Origin of the sequence: Leisingera methylohalidivorans DSM 14336 (assembly GCF_000511355.1) — a bacterium.
In the GTDB taxonomy this organism is placed as follows: Bacteria; Pseudomonadota; Alphaproteobacteria; order Rhodobacterales; family Rhodobacteraceae; genus Leisingera; species Leisingera methylohalidivorans.
The window spans coordinates 3,241,496-3,258,655 of sequence record NC_023135.1 but is presented as its reverse complement, the minus strand read 5'-3'; the positions used below and the strand labels follow the sequence as shown (position 1 = coordinate 3,258,655).

The 17,160-nt window shown below is 66.5% G+C and carries 16 protein-coding genes; 10 read left to right on the top strand and 6 right to left on the bottom strand.

Annotated elements, in window-relative coordinates:
• Positions 1-22: 22 nt before the first annotated feature.
• Complete coding sequence (locus tag METH_RS15965; protein WP_024091516.1) at positions 23-1,180, bottom strand: SAM-dependent methyltransferase; 1,158 nt, start codon at positions 1,178-1,180, stop codon at positions 23-25.
• Entirely contained in the window at positions 1,119-2,468 is a 1,350-nt protein-coding gene (locus METH_RS15960; protein WP_024091515.1) for an NAD(P)/FAD-dependent oxidoreductase, read from the bottom strand. The genes METH_RS15965 and METH_RS15960 overlap by 62 nt, the downstream gene beginning before the upstream one ends.
• Before the next feature lie 123 nt (positions 2,469-2,591).
• On the opposite strand from METH_RS15960, the gene METH_RS15955 reads away from it, so the two are divergent.
• A complete protein-coding gene (locus METH_RS15955) occupies positions 2,592-3,362 on the top strand; it encodes a DUF1365 domain-containing protein (protein ID WP_024091514.1) in 771 nt (256 codons plus the stop codon).
• Positions 3,359-4,096 (top strand): SDR family NAD(P)-dependent oxidoreductase, encoded by a 738-nt coding sequence (locus tag METH_RS15950; protein WP_024091513.1) that lies wholly within the window; start codon positions 3,359-3,361, stop codon positions 4,094-4,096. The genes METH_RS15955 and METH_RS15950 overlap by 4 nt, the downstream gene beginning before the upstream one ends.
• Before the next feature lie 31 nt (positions 4,097-4,127).
• Here METH_RS15950 and METH_RS15945 read toward each other — a convergent pair whose 3' ends face one another.
• The 3 genes from METH_RS15945 to qhpR all read right to left on the bottom strand — a co-directional run bounded on the left by METH_RS15945 (position 4,128) and on the right by qhpR (position 6,521).
• Positions 4,128-4,763: a ChrR family anti-sigma-E factor gene (locus tag METH_RS15945; RefSeq protein WP_024091512.1), complete on the bottom strand. Its 636-nt coding sequence runs from the start codon at positions 4,761-4,763 to the stop codon at positions 4,128-4,130.
• On the bottom strand, positions 4,764-5,318 hold the full coding sequence (locus tag METH_RS15940) for a sigma-70 family RNA polymerase sigma factor (protein WP_044008704.1): 555 nt from the start codon (positions 5,316-5,318) through the stop codon (positions 4,764-4,766).
• Positions 5,319-5,465: 147 nt separating this feature from the next.
• Positions 5,466-6,521 carry an AraC-like transcriptional regulator QhpR gene (gene qhpR, locus METH_RS15935; RefSeq protein ID WP_024091510.1) on the bottom strand — a complete coding sequence of 352 codons (1,056 nt, stop codon included), beginning with the start codon at positions 6,519-6,521 and terminating at the stop codon, positions 5,466-5,468.
• Between the two features lie 160 nt (positions 6,522-6,681).
• On the opposite strand from qhpR, the gene qhpG reads away from it, so the two are divergent.
• From qhpG to METH_RS15895, 8 genes are read left to right on the top strand one after another with little or no spacing between them, the layout of a single operon-like run.
• A complete protein-coding gene (gene qhpG / locus METH_RS15930; RefSeq protein WP_024091509.1) occupies positions 6,682-8,043 on the top strand; it encodes a flavin-dependent monooxygenase QhpG in 1,362 nt (453 codons plus the stop codon).
• Positions 8,019-9,542 (top strand): quinohemoprotein amine dehydrogenase subunit alpha, encoded by a 1,524-nt coding sequence (gene peaA / locus METH_RS15925; RefSeq protein WP_024091508.1) that lies wholly within the window; start codon positions 8,019-8,021, stop codon positions 9,540-9,542. The genes qhpG and peaA overlap by 25 nt, the downstream gene beginning before the upstream one ends.
• Before the next feature lie 20 nt (positions 9,543-9,562).
• Entirely contained in the window at positions 9,563-10,987 is a 1,425-nt protein-coding gene (peaB, locus tag METH_RS15920; RefSeq protein ID WP_024091507.1) for a quinohemoprotein amine dehydrogenase maturation protein, read from the top strand.
• Positions 10,984-11,307 (top strand): quinohemoprotein amine dehydrogenase subunit gamma, encoded by a 324-nt coding sequence (gene qhpC, locus METH_RS15915; protein ID WP_024091506.1) that lies wholly within the window; start codon positions 10,984-10,986, stop codon positions 11,305-11,307. The genes peaB and qhpC overlap by 4 nt, the downstream gene beginning before the upstream one ends.
• 13 nt (positions 11,308-11,320) lie before the next feature.
• Complete coding sequence (peaD, locus tag METH_RS15910) at positions 11,321-12,400, top strand: quinohemoprotein amine dehydrogenase subunit beta (protein ID WP_024091505.1); 1,080 nt, start codon at positions 11,321-11,323, stop codon at positions 12,398-12,400.
• The gene (locus tag METH_RS15905) at positions 12,397-14,139 is read left to right on the top strand and encodes an ABC transporter ATP-binding protein (RefSeq protein WP_024091504.1); all 1,743 of its coding nucleotides are present in this window, start codon (positions 12,397-12,399) and stop codon (positions 14,137-14,139) included. Before peaD ends, METH_RS15905 begins: the two co-directional genes overlap by 4 nt.
• Positions 14,136-14,882 carry a peptidase S8 and S53 subtilisin kexin sedolisin gene (locus METH_RS15900; protein WP_024091503.1) on the top strand — a complete coding sequence of 249 codons (747 nt, stop codon included), beginning with the start codon at positions 14,136-14,138 and terminating at the stop codon, positions 14,880-14,882. Before METH_RS15905 ends, METH_RS15900 begins: the two co-directional genes overlap by 4 nt.
• Before the next feature lie 15 nt (positions 14,883-14,897).
• Positions 14,898-16,301, top strand: coding sequence for an aldehyde dehydrogenase family protein (locus METH_RS15895; RefSeq protein WP_024091502.1), 1,404 nt, complete (start codon positions 14,898-14,900; stop codon positions 16,299-16,301).
• Between the two features lie 120 nt (positions 16,302-16,421).
• Here the strand turns inward: METH_RS15895 and METH_RS15890 are convergent, their stop codons facing one another.
• The gene (locus METH_RS15890; protein ID WP_024091501.1) at positions 16,422-17,126 is read right to left on the bottom strand and encodes a CpXC domain-containing protein; all 705 of its coding nucleotides are present in this window, start codon (positions 17,124-17,126) and stop codon (positions 16,422-16,424) included.
• Positions 17,127-17,160 lie beyond the last annotated feature (34 nt).

Sequence of the window (17,160 nt, the reverse complement as noted above, 5' to 3'; positions counted from 1 at the left end):
CCGGGGCAAACGCAGGGCCTGCCTACGCATGGGCCAGCTCCACCTGCACCACATTGGTGTGGCCGACGGCAAAGGAGGCGGCGCAGATCTCCAGATAATACTGCCAGTTGCGGAAAAACGCCTCGCCGTATCCCAGCGCCATGATCCTGCGTTTCTGGCCTGCCAGGCGCTTGGCCCAGATGCGGCAGGTTTTGCCGTAGTCCTGGCCAAAGGCGAAACTGTCCGCAACCTGCAGCCCGGCAGATTCTGCCTGCTCTGCAATCACCTGATCGGACAGCAGCATGCCGCCGGGAAACACATACTGCCGGATGTAGTCGGAAGAGGTCCGGTAGGTCTGGAAAAAGTCATCCCTTACGGTGATCGCCTGCAGCAGAACCCGCCCGCCTTCGGCCAGGCTGGTCTTCAGCTTGGCGAAATAACCGGGCCAGTAACGCTCCCCGACCGCCTCGATCATCTCGATCGAGACGATGCTGCCGAACCTGCCGTCAATATCCCGGTAGTCCCGCAACTGGATATTCGCGCGCCCGTCCAGCCGGCATTCCGCATAGCTGTGCTGATTGCGCGAAATGGTGACGCCGGTCACGTGGCGGCCCTCGGCACTGGCCTGTTCGGCAAAGCCGCCCCAGCCGCAGCCGATCTCCAGCACCTGCTCCCCCTCTCCCAGGCGGGACAGGATACGGGCATTCTTGCGGCTTTGGGCCTGGGCCAGGTCGTCGCCGTCAGCCCCGAACAGGCCCGAGGAATAGGTCATGCCGTCGTCCAGCCACAGCTGATAGAACTCGTTTCCCACGTCATAATGGGCGCGGATATTCTTGCGCGCACCGCGTCTGGAATTTGCCCGCAGGAGGGTATCGACGGCGCGGAACTTGACCCGGTTCAGCACGCTGGCCTGATCATAGCTGCCCAGATGCGCCCGGTTGCGCATCGCCAGTTGCGTCAGCCCTTCGACTGATGGCGTGTCCCACAGGCCCTGCACATAGGCCTCGCCCAGCCCGACCTGGCCATGCGCCGCCATCGCCGACACCGCAGCCCAGTCATGGATCTGCATTTCAGCCCCCGGGCCCCGATCCCCGAACTCATAGCGCGCGCCATCCGGCGTGCGCAATGTCAGCCGGCCGTCACGCAGACGCGCGCAGGCCGACAGGAATTCCGACTGCAAGGCCTTGTCTGCAAATGCCATGATCTGTTCCTTTGTCCGGGTGAGAGATGAGCGGATTCATCATGCGGACAATCCGCATGGCGCTGGCGATGCCGTCTTCGTGGAAACCATGGCGATTGTAGGCGCCGGCAAACCAGGTGTTGCTGCGCCCCTGCATCGCCCGGATCTGCCGCTGCGCCTGCAGGGCCGCCTGGTCGAAAACCGGATGCGCAAACTCCACCTGATCATAGATCTTTGCTGCCGGAATCGGCCGGGCGGGGTTCAGCGTCACAAACAGCGGATCGCTTTCGGGAATGTTCTGCAGCCGGTTCATCCAATAGGTGATGCCGACGCCGCCCTCCTGGCTGCGGTAGGCCCAGCTGGACCAGCACCTGCGCCGCTTGGGCATCTGCCCTTCGTCGCAATGCAGAACCGCCCGGTTCGGCTGAAAGCGGATTGCCCCCAGCGCCGCCGCTTCTTCCGGCCGGGCATCATCCCCCAGAATGGCCAGCGCCTGATCGGAGTGGCAGGCAAATATGATATCGTCGAACCTCTGAGGCGGCTGCCCCTGCGCCTGCACGGACACGCCGCCCGCCTGCCGCACCGCCCGCTGGACCGGAGCATTCAGCCGGATGCAGCAGCCCCGCGCTATCAGCGCAGTCTCCAGGCGGCGGACATATTCGATGCTGCCGCCCTTGACGGTCCACCATTGATGCCTGCCGGCCCCCGCCAGCAGCGCGTGGTTGCGGAAAAACTGCACCAGCGACCGGGCCGGAAAGGCATCGACATCGCTGACGGGCGTGGACCAGATCGCACCGCACATCGGCATCAGGTAATGGTCGCGGAACCAGCTGCCCAGGCCCAGCTCCGCGACCAGCTCGCCGATGGTTTTCCCGTCGTCCGCCGCGGCCGCCTCGGCCTGTCTTCCAAAACGCAGAATATCGGCGATCATCCTGTGAAACTGCGGCCGGATCAGATTGCGCTTCTGCGCGGTCAGCATCCGCAGGCTGTTCAGCCCGTATTCCAGCCGCCCGTCATCAATGCTGGCGCAAAAGCTCATCTCGCTTCTCATCACCGGCACGTCCAGTTCGCGGAACAGCCGGGTCAGATACGGATAGGTGGCATAATTGAACACGATGAACCCCGTGTCCACGGGCTGGTCGCCGTGTTTCCCTGCCAGCACGGTCCGGGCATGCCCGCCCAGCCGCGGAGCTGCCTCGAACAAAGTCACGTCATGGCTGGAGGACAGGTAGTATGCTGCAGCAAGCCCGGAAATGCCGCCCCCCGCGATTGCAATCTTGCGGCGGAGCCCCTGCGTTTGATCCAGCATGCGTTGTTTTCCTTCCCGCTGTTTCCTTTCATTACGTCCGCCGGGCGGCTGCGGATCACTTGGGGTGCGATAAAATAACCGGCCCGCGGTGATCCAGCACCGCAAAGCAAACGTAACCCCTGTATGATTGAACATGTCGCAGCTCAGACTTTTCATGCCCGGCGGGGCGCGGTGGAAAACGCCTTCCGCTATGGTGTCGACTATATCCTGACGGACATGACCAGCGGCGCTCCGCCCTTGCTGTCGCGCAACCGGTTCAATCTGTTTTCCATCCATGACCGCCACCATGGCGGGCCGCGCGGCAACGGGCGCGGCGCGGCCTGGTTCCGCGAGGAGTTGCTCCAGCGCGGTTTTCCCCTCGGCAGGGCGCAGCTGCTGTTACTGACCCAGCCCAGCTTTCTGTGGTTTCATTTCAATCCGGTCAGCTTTTGGATCGCGGTCAGGGACGGCACGCCGCGGGCCTTCATCGCCGAGGTGAACAACACCTTCGGACACCGGCACTGCTATTTCGCGGCGCACCCTGATTTCCGGCCCCTTCAGCCCGAACAGGTGATTGAAGCGCAAAAGCTCATGCATGTTTCCCCGTTTCAGCAAGTGGCCGGGCGTTACCAGTTCAGCTTTGAAATGACCCGCCGCGCCTTCAATATCCGGATCGCCTATCAAAACGGCAGCCAGGGCGTGCTGGCGACTTTGAACGGGCGGCGGCGGCCTGCAACCACCGCGTCCCTGGCCCGCGCCGCCATCCGCCGGCCTTTCGGGGCGCTGCGCGTGGTGGCGCTGATTTACTGGCAGGCCCTCAGGCTTTGGGTCAAACGCGCGCCGTTTCTCAGAAAACCCGCGCCGCCAAAGCCGCTGCTGTCAGACAGTTCCACCTATTCGGACCGCAAGGCATGAACAGCCTGCACGGCAAAACCATCTGGCTGATCGGGGCAAGCCACGGGCTGGGCCGCGAAACCGCCCGGCAGCTGGACGCCTTGGGTGCCCGGGTGATCCTCTCTGCCCGCTCGGCCGAAGCCCTGGAACAGCTCGCGGATGAGCTGACACAGGCCCGGCCGGCGGCGGTGGACGTCACCGATCCGCAGTCCGTCGCATCCGCCGCCCGGCTGGCCGGGCCGGTTGATGCCGTCATCTACAACGCCGGCGCCTATGAACCGTTGCGCACCCAGAACTGGGACACCGATGCGGCCCTCAGAATGATTGACGTCAATTTCAACGGTGCGCTGCGGGTTCTGGGGCAGGTCGTGCCCGGCTTTGTCAAATCCGGGCGCGGCGAGATAACGTTGATCGGCTCCCTGGCCGGATACCGCGGCCTGCCCGCCGCCATCGGCTACGGTGCCAGCAAAGCCGCGCTGATCAGCCTGGCGGAAACCATGCGCCATGATCTGAAAGGCACCGGCGTCACCGTCCGCATTATCAACCCCGGCTTTATCAAGACCCGGCTTACGGAGAAGAACAGCTTTGCGATGCCGCAGCTGATGACCCCGGAACAGGCCGCAGCGCATGTTGTGCGCGCCCTGCAATCGCGCCGCTTCAGAACCGATTTCCCGCGTCCCTTCTCCTGGGCCATCAAAGCCTTCGCCCTTCTGCCCGACTGGCTGGCCTATCGCGGCCGGCAGACCGGCGGCTGAGACCCGCCGCCCGCCCGGTAAACCCGGCGGCCTAAATCCGGAACAGCGGCTGCAGCAGCCGCGGCATGAACGCGCTGAACCGCAGCGGCGCATCGGTGGCCGCCAGGCAAATGCACGGTTCCCCGGCATCCGCAACCGGCGTATGCTCCAGCTCCTCATCCCCGATCTCAACGTCGCCAACCCCGAAACGTCCGGTTTCGTCGCTGAAACTGCCCTGCAGCACCAGCGTCAGCTCCAGTCCGTTATGGCTGTGATCCGGCACCGCCCGGCCCGCCGGGATGTACAGCAGCCGGGCCGACCCGCCCTCCCCTTCGAACAGGATGGTCTGCTTGACGCCCATGCCCAGCGTCCTCCAGCGCGGCGCGGCCCCCTTCAGAGCCTGCATCACCGGCCCCGGATAGATCCCCTTGGCGTCATACTGCGGCTCCGGCACCGGCGGCGCGTCCAGCAGCGCCATGACACCGGCCTTCAGGCCGCGGGACAGCTCTGCCGCCTCGGTGCGCTCCAGCAGGGCACCGCCCACGCTTTGATGCGCGCCAAGCGCTGCCTGGCAGCCGCGGCAGCAGGACAGATGGCTTGCCACCACCATGGAAAACGCATGCGGCAGGCTGCCACCCGCATAGGCGGCGATCATCGGGTCGGGAATGTGATGGGTGATTGCCGGCATTCAGCGCAATCCTTTTAACTCTTTGCGCAGCCGCCCAAGTCCCAGGCGGATACGCGATTTTACGGTTCCCAGCGGCAGGCCGGTCTGGGTGCTGATGTCCTGATGGGTCAATTCCCCGAGATAGGCCTTTTCGATCATGTCCCTCTGATCGGGGTGCAGCTGCTCGATGGCCAGTTTCAGATGCCCGGCTTCCTGCTCCATCGCCAGGATCTGGCCGGCATCAGCGCCCAGCCCAGGGTCTTCGCCCAGTTCATCCGGCACCGGACGGTTTTCCTTGCGGACAATATCGATATGGCGGTTGCGGGCGATCTGATAGATCCAGGCCGCCGCTTGCGCCTTATGCGGATCAAACAGGCCCGCCTTTCGCCAGATGGTCAGCATGACGTCCTGAACGATTTCCTCGGCCAGCGCCGGCGCCGCTCCGGACCGCATGACAAACCCTTTCAGGCGCGGCGCCAGATCGTCGAACAGATTGCCGAAGGCTGCCCGGTCCCGCTGATCGCGCACGGCAAGCAGCCAGATGGTCAGCTCGGAATAAGGTTGCGCCTTCGACACTGCAGCTTTGCCCTCAGGAGGTTCCCCGCGCGCCAGGTTTCTATCGGGCGGCCTGTCTGTTTTCACTGGCATCATAGGATATCTACGGGCCGGCGGGAAAGCTGGATCACACCAGCCCGCAGAATTTCCGCGCCGCGCTGCGCCGGGTTACTTTGACCCCGTATCCAGCCCGGCAGCACCGTCACCGGCTCCGCCACCGGACGCTTGCTTGCGGTACTGGCTCGGCGTCGCCCCCTCCCGCTGGCGGAACGCGCGCTCAAAAGCCGAGACTTCGGAATAGCCCAGCCGCTCCGATATATCATGAAGCTGCGCCCCTGGTGCCCGCAGCATGCGCTTGGCAATCTCCATCCGGCAGCCCGCCAGCAGCCGCGAGAACTTCTGCCCCTCCTCCTCCAGCTTGCGCCGCAGGGTCCGGCGCGACATGCCCAGGGCGGTGGCGATGACGGTCTGCTCGAAACTCTCGCGGCCAATGCGCATCAGCAGCTCGCGGCGCACCCGCACGGCAACCGGCGCCTCGCGCTCGTTTTGCCGGGCGCTGCGGACAATCGACTGCGACGCCGCCTTGAACGCCGGGCTATCGCTGTCCGCCAGCGGCAGATCCAGCAGGACCGCCGGAAACACCAGCGTATTGGACGCGGCGGCAAACTGCACCGGACAGCGCGGCCCGGCAGCGCTGCGGTGCTGCAGGGCGCTTGATTCGTGCTCCAGCGACAACAGATCGGGCCGCCAGTCCGGCCCGGCCGCGGATCTCACCAGACTATGGAGCACCGACAGCGTCAGCTCCGCATCCTGCTGCCGCGGCCAGATGCGTGCATCCAGGATCCGGTAGGTCAGCAGCGCCTTGCCCGCCTCCGTCGACAGCCGCATTTCCGAGTCGCTCTGCACCATCGGAAAGGCATTGCGGAACAGCGACAGCGCCGCCCCCAGCGTCGGGGCCTGCTGGATGAAATCTCCAAGCGTGCCAAGATTCTGCAGGTCGAACACCGAGCCCACCCGCCAGCCGAAATCAGGCAGCCCCAGCTGGTCCGAGGCATGCTCGCAGAAGGCCACGAACTTCTGCAGGCCGATCTCGCCTTCCAGATCTCCGGGGCCGATCCCGGCGGTGCGGAAAATCCTGCCGGCATCGCCGTTCATGAACTCAACAGCCCGCAGCGGGTCGTTCAATGTGGAGGCCGAAATCCGGGGCTGGTAGTCGTGTGGCATCGCGCAATTCCTCAGGATTGCGCCAGAATACCGTAAAATCCCGCCATTCCAGAAAAAACAGGGCGGTCCCGGCCGCAGCCGCCGATTCTGTCCGGAAATGTCGTCTTGTTGTCCGGATGTGTCCGCCACAAGCACCGCCGCCACAGTGCAGCTTGTGTAAATGGCACCTCAAACCGGCACCTTTGACATAGCAATCGCAGGCGGCGGCCCGGCCGGATCGGTGGCCGCAGCGCTGCTGGCGCGGGCCGGGTTCCGCGTGGCGCTGGCCACCCTGCCGCCGCGCGGGCCGCGGCATGAGGGCATGTCCGCCCGCGTCGCCGCAATCCTGCAGCGGCACCGGCTGCCGCTGGCGGGCATCGGGCCTGCGGCGCAGCGCCATGTCAGCTGGGGGGCTTTCCAGGGCGGCCGCAACAGCGAGCATCCGGCCGACCGCACCCAATTCGACGCCGGGCTGCTGAACGCCGCCAGGGCGGCGGGCGCCGCCGTTTTTCAACAGGCCGTGGCCAGCCTCCGCCCGGACGCCGGCGTCATCCGGCTGGCCAGCGGTCAAAACCTCTCCGCCCGCTTGCTGTTCGAGGCCCGCGGCCGCCGCGCCCCGCGTCCCTGCACAGAACAAAGCCGGGCAGAGCTCATCGGCCCGGATACCATCTCCATTGCAGGAATTGTGCAGCCGCAGACCGGGGACCTGGACACTCCGCAGATAACGGCCCGGCCCGGCGGCTGGACCTGGTCCACTCCCTTGGGCAAAGGCCAGCTTTGGCTCCAGGCTGTGGGCGACGCGGCCGCGCTGGACAAACGGACCGGCGGCAAGGCGGCGGTGGCGGCGCTGTGGCACACGGTGCTGGCGGACACCCCCCTGCCCCGCCGCCCCGCCATTCATGCCATTGCACCGCGGCTGACCGCGCCGGAGCTTGATCCGCACTGCCCGCGGCTGGGCGATGCGGCGGTGGCCCTGGATCCCCTGTCCGGGCACGGCATGTTCTGGGCGGTCTCCTCGGCGCTGATGGCGGTGCCCATCGCACGGGCCTTGCTGGACGGCGGCACCGGACTGGCCCGCGATTTCTACCGCAACCGGGTGGCAGAGACCTTTTGGCGGCAGGCCCGGGTGGGCCGCGATTTCTACCGCGAGGCGGACATTGAAACACCGTTCTGGCAGCCGCGTGCCGCCTGGCCAGATGATCTCCCCGCCCACGGCACCGGGATCCGCCCGCACATCGCCCGCCGGGTCATCGTGCAAAACGGCCATCTGGCGCGGCGCGAGGTGCTGATCACCCGCGATGCCCCCGGCGGCGCCGCCTTTGCCGCCGGGCAGGAGATCGTGCCGCTGCTGCGCCGCCTGAACGGCCGGCCGCTGCCGGACGCGGCGCGCTTTCACACCGCGGTTTTACCGGCGGCCCCGCCGCAGACGGCCCGGGCCATCCATCAATGGCTTCTATCGCAAGGCTTCACCGAGGGGGCGCAGATCCCCTGGGACACCAGCAACAGGGAGAACCTTCCATGGCAAAACGAACAGCCGGTCTGACGGCTGCAATGCTCTTAACATTCACCAGCGCCGCACCCGCGCTGGCCAGCGAAGCGCTGGTGCAGGACATCTGCACCGCCTGCCATACCGGCGAAGACGGCGGATTGACCCGGATCAGCGGCCAGCGCAAGACGCCCGAAGGCTGGATGATGACCATCGTCCGGATGCAGCAGGCGCATGGGCTGGAAATCAGCCCTGAGGACCGCCGCGCCATCGTGCAGCATCTGTCCGACACCCAGGGCCTGGCCCCGTCCGAGGCCGCCCCCTTCCGCTATGCGCTGGAAAAAGACCCCAATGCGCAGGAAAGCTTTGACGAGCCCTTTGCCTCGATGTGCGCGCGCTGCCACACCGGCGCCCGCGGTCTGCTGCAGAACCGCACCGCCGCGGAATGGACGCTGCACATGGATTTCCATGTCGGCCATTTTCCCACCATCGAATATCAGGCGCTTGGCCGCGACCGCGAGTGGTACAAGATCGCCCGCACCGAAATCGCCGGCTATCTGGCGGAGCGGAACCCGCTGGAGACCGCCGCCTGGGCAGACTGGCAGGCGGCAGACAAGCAGCCGGTGGCGGGGGATTGGGTGGTGATCACCGACCTGCCCGGCATCGGCGAGGCCTACGGGCGGCTGACGGTAACGGGCGACGCCTCGCCCTATCAGGTCAGCGGAGACTTTGTGACCGCAGACGGCACCAAACATCCCGCCTCGGGCCGGATGAACCTTTATACCGGCTATGAATGGCGCGCCAATCTGGACATCGGCGGCACCGCCTACCGCCAGGTGCTGGCGCTGTCGGCGGATGGAAACGGCCTGCAGGGCCGCCAGTTCGACCGCAGCAACGACGCCCTCGGCGCCCCCTTGACCGGCGCGCGGGCGGGCGCGGGCAGCGTCATCCTCGGCACGGTTCCTTCTGCCGTTCCGGCGGGCGCCGCACAGGTGCAGGTGGTCGGCACCGGGCTGGACACCCTCGCCAGCTCCGGCGGCACTGCAGCGGCAAATGGCTTTGGCGCCGCGCTGTCGCTGACGGCTGAGGGCAATGGCGTGGTCACCTTCAGCGCCGGCGGCGCCGAGGGGCAGATCGCCCATTACACTTCGGTCGACAGTATCCGGGTGGAGCCGGAATTCACCATCGCCCGCGTCGGCGGCGGCAGCGATGCAGGGCCGCCCCCGGTGCCCGCCTATTTCAACGCGATCGGCATGTGGAACGGCCCGGACGGCAAACCCGGAACCGGGGACGACGTCCGCATCGGCCGGGTCGAGGCGCAGTGGACCGTTGCCAACGCGCATGAGCACGCGGCCCATATGAAAGACACCGAATATGCAGGCGGCATGCAGCCAAACGGCATCTTCCAGCCCGCCATTGCCGGCCCCAACCCCGACCGCCCCTTCAGCGCCAACAACGCCGGTGAGCTGAAAGTGCAGGCCAAGGCGATGGGGCAGCAGGGCGAGGCGATGCTCATCGTCACCGTGCAGCGCTTCATCGATCCGCCGATCCGCTGAAGCCCAGGGAGAGAGAGACCATGAAAGATTTCCACTATCAGCCAGCCAATGCGCACCGGGTCGCGGTCGACGGGCGCGAGGTTCTGTTCCACGTTCCCACCACCTCGATCTTCGAGATCGACAGCACCGACCGCGACATTCTCGACTACGCCGCGCAAGAACAGGCGTTCAGTATGGACGACTTCGCAGCCCGGTTTGCGGCATCGGATGCAGCTGCCCGGCTCGACGGGCTGGTGCGGCTCGACATCGTCAACGACGGCCGCCCGCTGCAGCCCGAACGCCCGCCGATCGAGATCGAAAACTTTCCGCTCACCACCATCGTTCTGAACGTCAACACCGGCTGCAATCTGGCCTGCTCCTATTGCTACAAGGAGGATCTGGCGGTGCCCTCCAAGGGCCAGAAGATGGCTTTTGACACCGCGCGGAAATCGGTCGAGATGCTGCTGGCCGAAAACCCGGACCGCGACAGCTACAACGTGGTGTTCTTCGGCGGCGAGCCGCTGTCGAACCAGCCGCTGATCCGTCAGGTGGTGGACTGGGCCGGGCCGCATTTCGCCGCCCTCGGCAAGACGGTGAACTTCAGCCTCACCACCAATGCCACCCTGCTGACCGAACCGCTGATCGACTGGCTCGACCAGCACCGGTTCGGCCTCACCGTCTCCATCGACGGCCCCAAGGCGCAGCACGACCTGAACCGCAAGACGGTCGGCGGCAAGGGCACCTATGACGCGGTCGCCGCCAAAGCGCGGCTGCTGCTGTCGCGTTATAAATCCAAGCCGGTGGGCGCCCGCGTCACCCTGACCGCAGGCATCACCAACATCGTCCAGATCTGGGACCACCTGATCAACGGCATCGGCTTTGCCGAGGTGGGCTTCTCTCCCGTCACTTCGGGCGACATGGATGCCTTCAACCTCAACGGCGCCGAGCTGCTGGAGGTGTTCGAGGGCATGAAGTCCCTCGGCCGGCTCTATGTCGAGGCGGCGCTCAAGGGCCGCAACATCGGCTTTTCCAACATGCACCAGATGATGAACGACCTTTACGAGGGCCGCTCCAAGGCGCTGCCCTGCGGTGCCGGGGTGGGCATGCTGGCGGTCAATCACGACGGCGCGCTGAACCTGTGCCACCGCTTCACCGGATCGGAAATGGACCAGTTCGGCACCGTCGATGAAGGCATCAGGCGCAAGGAGCTGTCGGGCTTCATCAAGGCACGGTCCGACCGCACCGAAAAGGGCTGCGCCACCTGCCGCATCCGCAACCTGTGCGCGGGCGGCTGCTACCACGAAAGCTATGCCCATTTCAGCGACCCGATGATGCCGACCTATCACTACTGCGACCTGATGCGCGACTGGATCGATTTCGGCGTCGCCGCCTATGCCGAACTGATCGCCAAGGCCCCGCAGTATTTTCACCAGCATGTTGCGCCAAGGAGGGCGTTTGGAAAATGAAACCGCTCAATCAGAAAGCCGAACGCGTCCAGCAGGCCGCAACCGAGGGCCAGATGGAAGAGGTCCGCGCGATGCAGACCGTGACCGCGGGCTGCGCCACCACCTTCGATCCCGGCTGGGAGGTCGATCCCTTCGGCGGCCTTGCCGCCCTGTGCCAGCCGATGGAGGCGGACCTTTACGGCTGCTCCGACCCCTGCTGGTGGCCCGCCCAGGTGCCCGACATCATGGTCAACCACCAGAACTGGGACGAAAACGCTCCCAATGCCGCCAAGGACTGGCGCGCGCTTGGCGCCACCTATCCCACCGACGCTGAAACCTGAGGAGACCCGCATCATGAAAACCGCGTTTTTTGCTGCTGCCGCGTTCTGCGCCTCCGCCCTGCCGCTGGCCGCAGGCGATCTGCTGGTGACGGTGGCCCGCCCCTCCAACCTCTATGTCTTTGATGCCGGGGACCGCTCGGTCAAATCCGACTGCGATCTTGGCGCCAATGTGACGCCGGGGGTGATCGCCATGTCGCCGGACAACCGCATCGCCTATGTGCTGCTGAACCACTGGCAGGATGTGGTCGGTGTCGATATCGAAACCTGCGAGACAGTGTTCCACGCGGCCCAGTCCGACGGCGATGTGACCCGCCGCTCGCTGGCCTCGCTGGCGGTCTCCAAGGACGGCAGCCGGATCTATACGGTGCGCAATCCGGTGCGCAAACTGACCGACCGTTACGAGGTGATGCAGCCGGAATTTGCCGTCTATGACGCCGCCGCCGGGCTGGAGGCCACCCCCGCAGCCGTGTTCGAGGCGCCGCGCCGCTCCACTCTGATGGCCACCGACCGCAACGGTCTGGTCTATGTCGCGGGCCACGACCTCTACCGGGTTGATCCCGCCACCGGCAACACCGAGGTGGCCATCGCCAACGCCAGCTGGGACCGCCCCGCCTACAGCCCGCCGGATGTGCTCGCCTTCTGGCCCACCGGCAGCCAGAACGACGAGATGCTGCTGATGTACACGGCGGCCGTCTTCACCGACGAAACCCAGCAGGAAATGGCGGATTTCGTCTGGGGCTATCAGTCTGTCGACCTCACAACGGGCGAGACCGGGATCGCCGATTTCGCCTCCTTCGAGGTGCTGATGTTCTCCGCCGTGCGCAGCGCTGTGGACCCGAATTACCTCTATGGCGTCTATACCCAGCTCTCCAAGCATAACCTGGAAACCCGCGAGCTGGTGAAACGCGTGGACCTGCCGCACACCTATTATGTGATCAACGTCTCCAGCGACGGGCGCGAGATCTATGTCGGCGGCACCAATGACGACATCGGCATCTATGACAGCGAAACGCTGGAGCGGACCGGCGAGATCCGCATCCCCTCCGGCGGCGACATGTCGGTCTCCACCCTGCACGTCGTGCCGCAGGGATGACCGGGCCTGCCGCCAAACTCTCCCCCCGGCCGGGCGGCCCTGCGGCCGCCCGCACCTGGCCGCGCCTGCAATCCCGCGCAGGTGCGGCGCTTTTCACATCCTCCACTGCGGGTTGGCTGCTGCCCTTGCTGCACCCGCACCGGCACCGGCTGGCGCTGCTCTTGCTGATCAGCTTTGCCGCCGCCGCCATCGGCCTGCTGCCGCCCTATATCAGCAAGCTGGTGATCGACCGCGGCCTGATGGCCGGCGATGCCGCGCAGCTGGTGATCTGGTCGCTGGCGCTGTTTGCCATCGGCCTCGCGGCCACCGCCACCGGCGCCCTCAGCAATATCCTGCACATGCGCGCTTCACTCCGGATGCTGGCACGGCTGCGCCGGAAACTGCTGGCCCGTATGGCCGGGAAGCCCTCCGGCTGGTTTGCCAGCCAGCGCGCAGGCGAGCTGCTGGCCCGCATCGACGGCGACGCGGCGGAAGTACAGAAATTCACCTTCAACGCGGTGCTCGGCGGCTCCTCGGCGCTGATCCGGCTGATCGGCGGCTCGGCAATGCTGATGGTGCTGGACTGGCGGCTTGGCCTGCTGACCGCATTGCTGGCCCCCGCCGAACTGCTGTTCCTGCTCTGGGCCCGGCCCCGCACCGAACGCCACGCCGCCGCAGTGCGCGGCATGCAGGGGCGCTACGCCGCCGGTCTTTCGGAAACCCTGTTCGGCCTGCCCGCGCTGCAAGCCGCCCGCGGCACCCTCTGGGCGCAGCGGCGCAGCCTGCGCGACCATGCCGGGCTGAACAGCCGCCTGATCGCCCAGAACCTGTGGGGCGAGTTCACCCGCGCGGTGCCGGTGCTCTTGTCGGCGCTGACCCGTTCCGCGATCTTTCTGGCGGGCGGGCTGATGGTGATCCGCGGCGACTGGCCGCTCGGCTCGCTGATCGCTTTCATCGCCTATATGGGCTTCATGACCGGCCCGATGCAGTCGCTGCTGGGCCTGTGGCACGCGCAGGCGCGGGTCAAGGTTGCGGCGGCGCGGCTTGATGCGGTGATGCAGCCCGCGGCGCGCGCGAAAGCTTCCTGTTTCTCCCCCGCCGGCTACGCCCTGCAACTGGATCGGGTCACTGTGGCCCGCGGCCAGGCTGCGCCGCTTGGCCCGCTGTCCCTGACCATTCCCCAAGGCACCAAACTGGCGCTCAAAGGCCCTAGCGGCGCCGGAAAAACCTCGCTGATCGCGGTGCTCTGCGGCCGGGCGCAGCCCCTGTCCGGGCGTGTCACCTTGGGCGGCGCGGACCTCCGCCAGCTTGGCGGCGCCGCCTTGCCGGAACGGGTAGCCTATGCCGGCCAGCGGCCCTTCACCCTGCGGGCCAGCCTGCGCGACAACCTGTTCCAAAGCCGCGCCTTCTGGGCCGATCCTGCCAATGAAACATACGTCTGGGAGCTGCTGGATCTGTTCGGCTTCGCCGAACGCTTCCGCCGCGCAGACGGCCTTTGCACAATGCTGGGCGAAAGCGGGCTCACGCTGTCCGGCGGCGAACGCCAGCGCCTTTGCCTGCTGCGCGCCCTGCTCACTTCCTTCGACATCCTGATCCTGGACGAGGCCCTGTCCGAGGTCGACCCCGCCACCGCCGCCCGGATCCTCACCCATATCGACGGGGCCTTCCCCCGGGCCACCCGCATCCTCACCGCCCACGGCGGCGCGGCGGCCGCCAGCCCGTTCGATATGGAGATCACCCTGACCGAGGCCGGCGCATGACCCCCGCCCCGCTGATTGCGCTGATCGACGGCCCGCTGGCCGCGGACACCCCGGGCCTCGCCGCCCGCACCGATATCTGCGATGTGCACCCCCGCGCCGCCGAAAGCCCCGCCGCGCTGCACGCAGCCCATATGGCCGCCGCCATCCGCGCCAATGCGCCGGCGGCCCGGTTCCTTGGATTCAGCATCTTTCCCGGCCGCCTCTCCGCCTCCCTCGCCGCCGTGGCCGAGGCCCTGCACCGCGCCGCCTGTTCCGAGGCGCAGATCGTCCACTGCTCCTTCGGCCAGCCTCATTACAGCCCGCTGCTGGCCGGGGCCGCCGCCGCGGTGCTGCAGGCGGGCAAACTGCTGGTCGCCTCCGCCCCCGCCCGCGGCGCGCCGGTCTGCCCGGCGGCTTGCAGCGGGGTGCAGTCGGTGCAGGGCGATGCCCGCTGCGCCCCCGGCCAATGGTCGCTGCTGAACCTGCCCGGCGCGCAATACGGCGCTTGCCCCGGTACCGCGGGCGCAGCAGTGCGCGGCGCCAGCCTGGCGGCAGCGCATTTCACCGGCCTTCTGGCCCGCGCCCGCATCAGCGGCGGCGGCAAGGCAGTGCTGCAACCCCCGGCCTTCATTGGCCGCGAACGCATCACCCTGCCGCCGCCGAGCGGACCCTTGGCGCAGGGCACACCCTCGGCACCCCGGCGGCCCCCTGCCCCGCCGCCGGGTCCTGCTGATCTTTTTCGATCACCCCACACTGACAAATAATCAGGGAGAATACCTATGGACTACCGAATGCTCATCAACGGCGAACAGGTTTCGTCAGACCGGATGATCGGCGTCATCAACCCGGCAACCGAGACGGTCTTTGCCCGCGTGCCGCATGCCTCCGGGGCGCAGCTGAACCAGGCCGTGGCCGCCGCCAAAACAGCCCAGCAGGCATGGGCAGACACACCGATGGCCGAACGCCGCGCCAAGGTGGAGGCGCTGGCCGCCGCCATCGGCGAGGAGGCCGGCGAACTGGCCCGGCTGATCACCCTGGAACAGGGCAAACCGCTGCCCGAGGCCCAGGGCGAGGTTGCCTGGTCGCAGGGCTACCTGGCCCACACGGCCACGCTGGAGCTGCCCGACCGCATCATCCAGGACGACGCCGAATTCCGGATTGAGACCCGCCACAAACCGCTGGGCGTGGTGGCCGGCATCATTGCCTGGAATTTCCCGCTGCTTCTGTGCTGCTGGAAGATCGGACCGGCGCTGATGGCCGGCAATGCCATCGTGCTGAAACCGGCGCCGACCACCCCGGTCACGGCGCTGAAACTGGGCGGGATCTGCGCCCGCATCCTGCCGTCCGGGCTGGTCAATATCATCACCGATGCCAATGACCTTGGCCCGAAACTGACGACGCATCCGGATGTGGCCAAAATCGGCTTTACCGGATCCTCCGAGACCGGCAAGCGGATCATGGCCGGCGCCGCCGCCACCATGAAACGGGTGACGCTGGAGATGGGCGGCAACGACCCCGCCATCGTGCTGCCCGACGTGGATGTAAAGGCCGCGGCCGAGAAGGTCTATGGCGGCGCCTTTCTCAATGCCGGACAGGTCTGCCTGGCGGTGAAACGCGCCTATGTGCACAGCGACATCTACGAAGACTTCTGTGCCGAACTGGCCGCCTTGGCCGATCAGGCGGTTGTCGACGACGGCATGAAACAGGGCACCACCATCGGCCCGATCCAGAACAAGGCGCAGTTCGACAAGATCAAGGGTTTCCTGGAGGACGCCCGCGCCAGCGGCCGGATCATTGCCGGCGGCACCCCCAAGGACGGCCCCGGCTATTTCGTGCGCCCGACAATCGTGCGCGATGTGACCGACGGCCAGAAAATCGTTGACGAGGAGCAGTTCGGCCCGATCCTGCCGGTGATCCGCTTTGACAGCATTGATGATGTGATCGCCCGCGCCAATGCCTCCGACTACGGGCTGGGCGGCTCGGTGCATTCAGGCGATACCGCCAAGGCGGCAGAGGTCGCCGGCCGGATCGAATCCGGCACCATCTGGGTGAACCAGCAGCTGAACATCGGCCCGCATATCCCGATGGCGGGTTTCAAGGGCTCCGGCCTTGGGGTGGAACAATCGGTCGAAGGGCTGGCCGAATACACCCAGATGCAGGTGATCAACGTCGCCCGCGGCTGACCTCGCGCCGGCCCACTGAACGGCGGGCTGCATCCCAGCGGCCCGCCTGACGCTCAGGCCTTCCGGCAAAGCGTCACAACCGGTCCACGCCGGCCGCCGCCCCGGCGGTGCGCAGCCAGGCTATTCCGCCGGGCGCCCTTCCCCCATGTACAGCTTCTGCATATCCACGAAATGCCCGGTATCAAGCCGCTTGCGGATGGCGTTCCAGCCCTCCGGATTGCCCTCGATCGCCTTGTACAGCTCCGCCGGCACGGTCATGTATTCGATGTATTTCTCCGATGCGGTTTCCAGCCAGGCAAAGACATAGCCATCGCTGTCTTCGTCGGTATTCACCAGACGCAGCTCTATGCCCTCGGCCATCGGCACCGATTCAACACTGCGCAGGATGTGCAGCTTCATCATTTCGACAATCACATCCTCCAGCCCCAGCTGCTTGACCAGCAGCTTTTCCCGCACCGCAGGCCAGCCGAAGGTCAGGCGCACCGCCAGCCCGCTGCCCACATCCCGCGCCGCCGCCGGGGCATTTGCGCCATAGCTGGTGTCAAACAGCGCGGCGGCCTCATCCTCAATCTCCAGATGATCCCGCAGGCGGCTGGCAGGCATCGCCGCAATCCACTGGCCGCGCCCGGTATCCAGATAATTGAACTGCGGCTGCAGCCGGAAGCTCTCGCCGCAGGCCTCGCAGGTCACATCCTGAAACCGGTCTTCCAGTATATCGTCCCGCAGATCGGGGCGGCGGTCGGCGTTCACACTGCCCACGGCCATCATGGTCACCGGGGCCTCGCATTGCGGGCACACCAGGTTGACGGGGTGAAAAAGCGACATCGGTCAACAGCCTTTCAATGGGTCAAATCAGTGG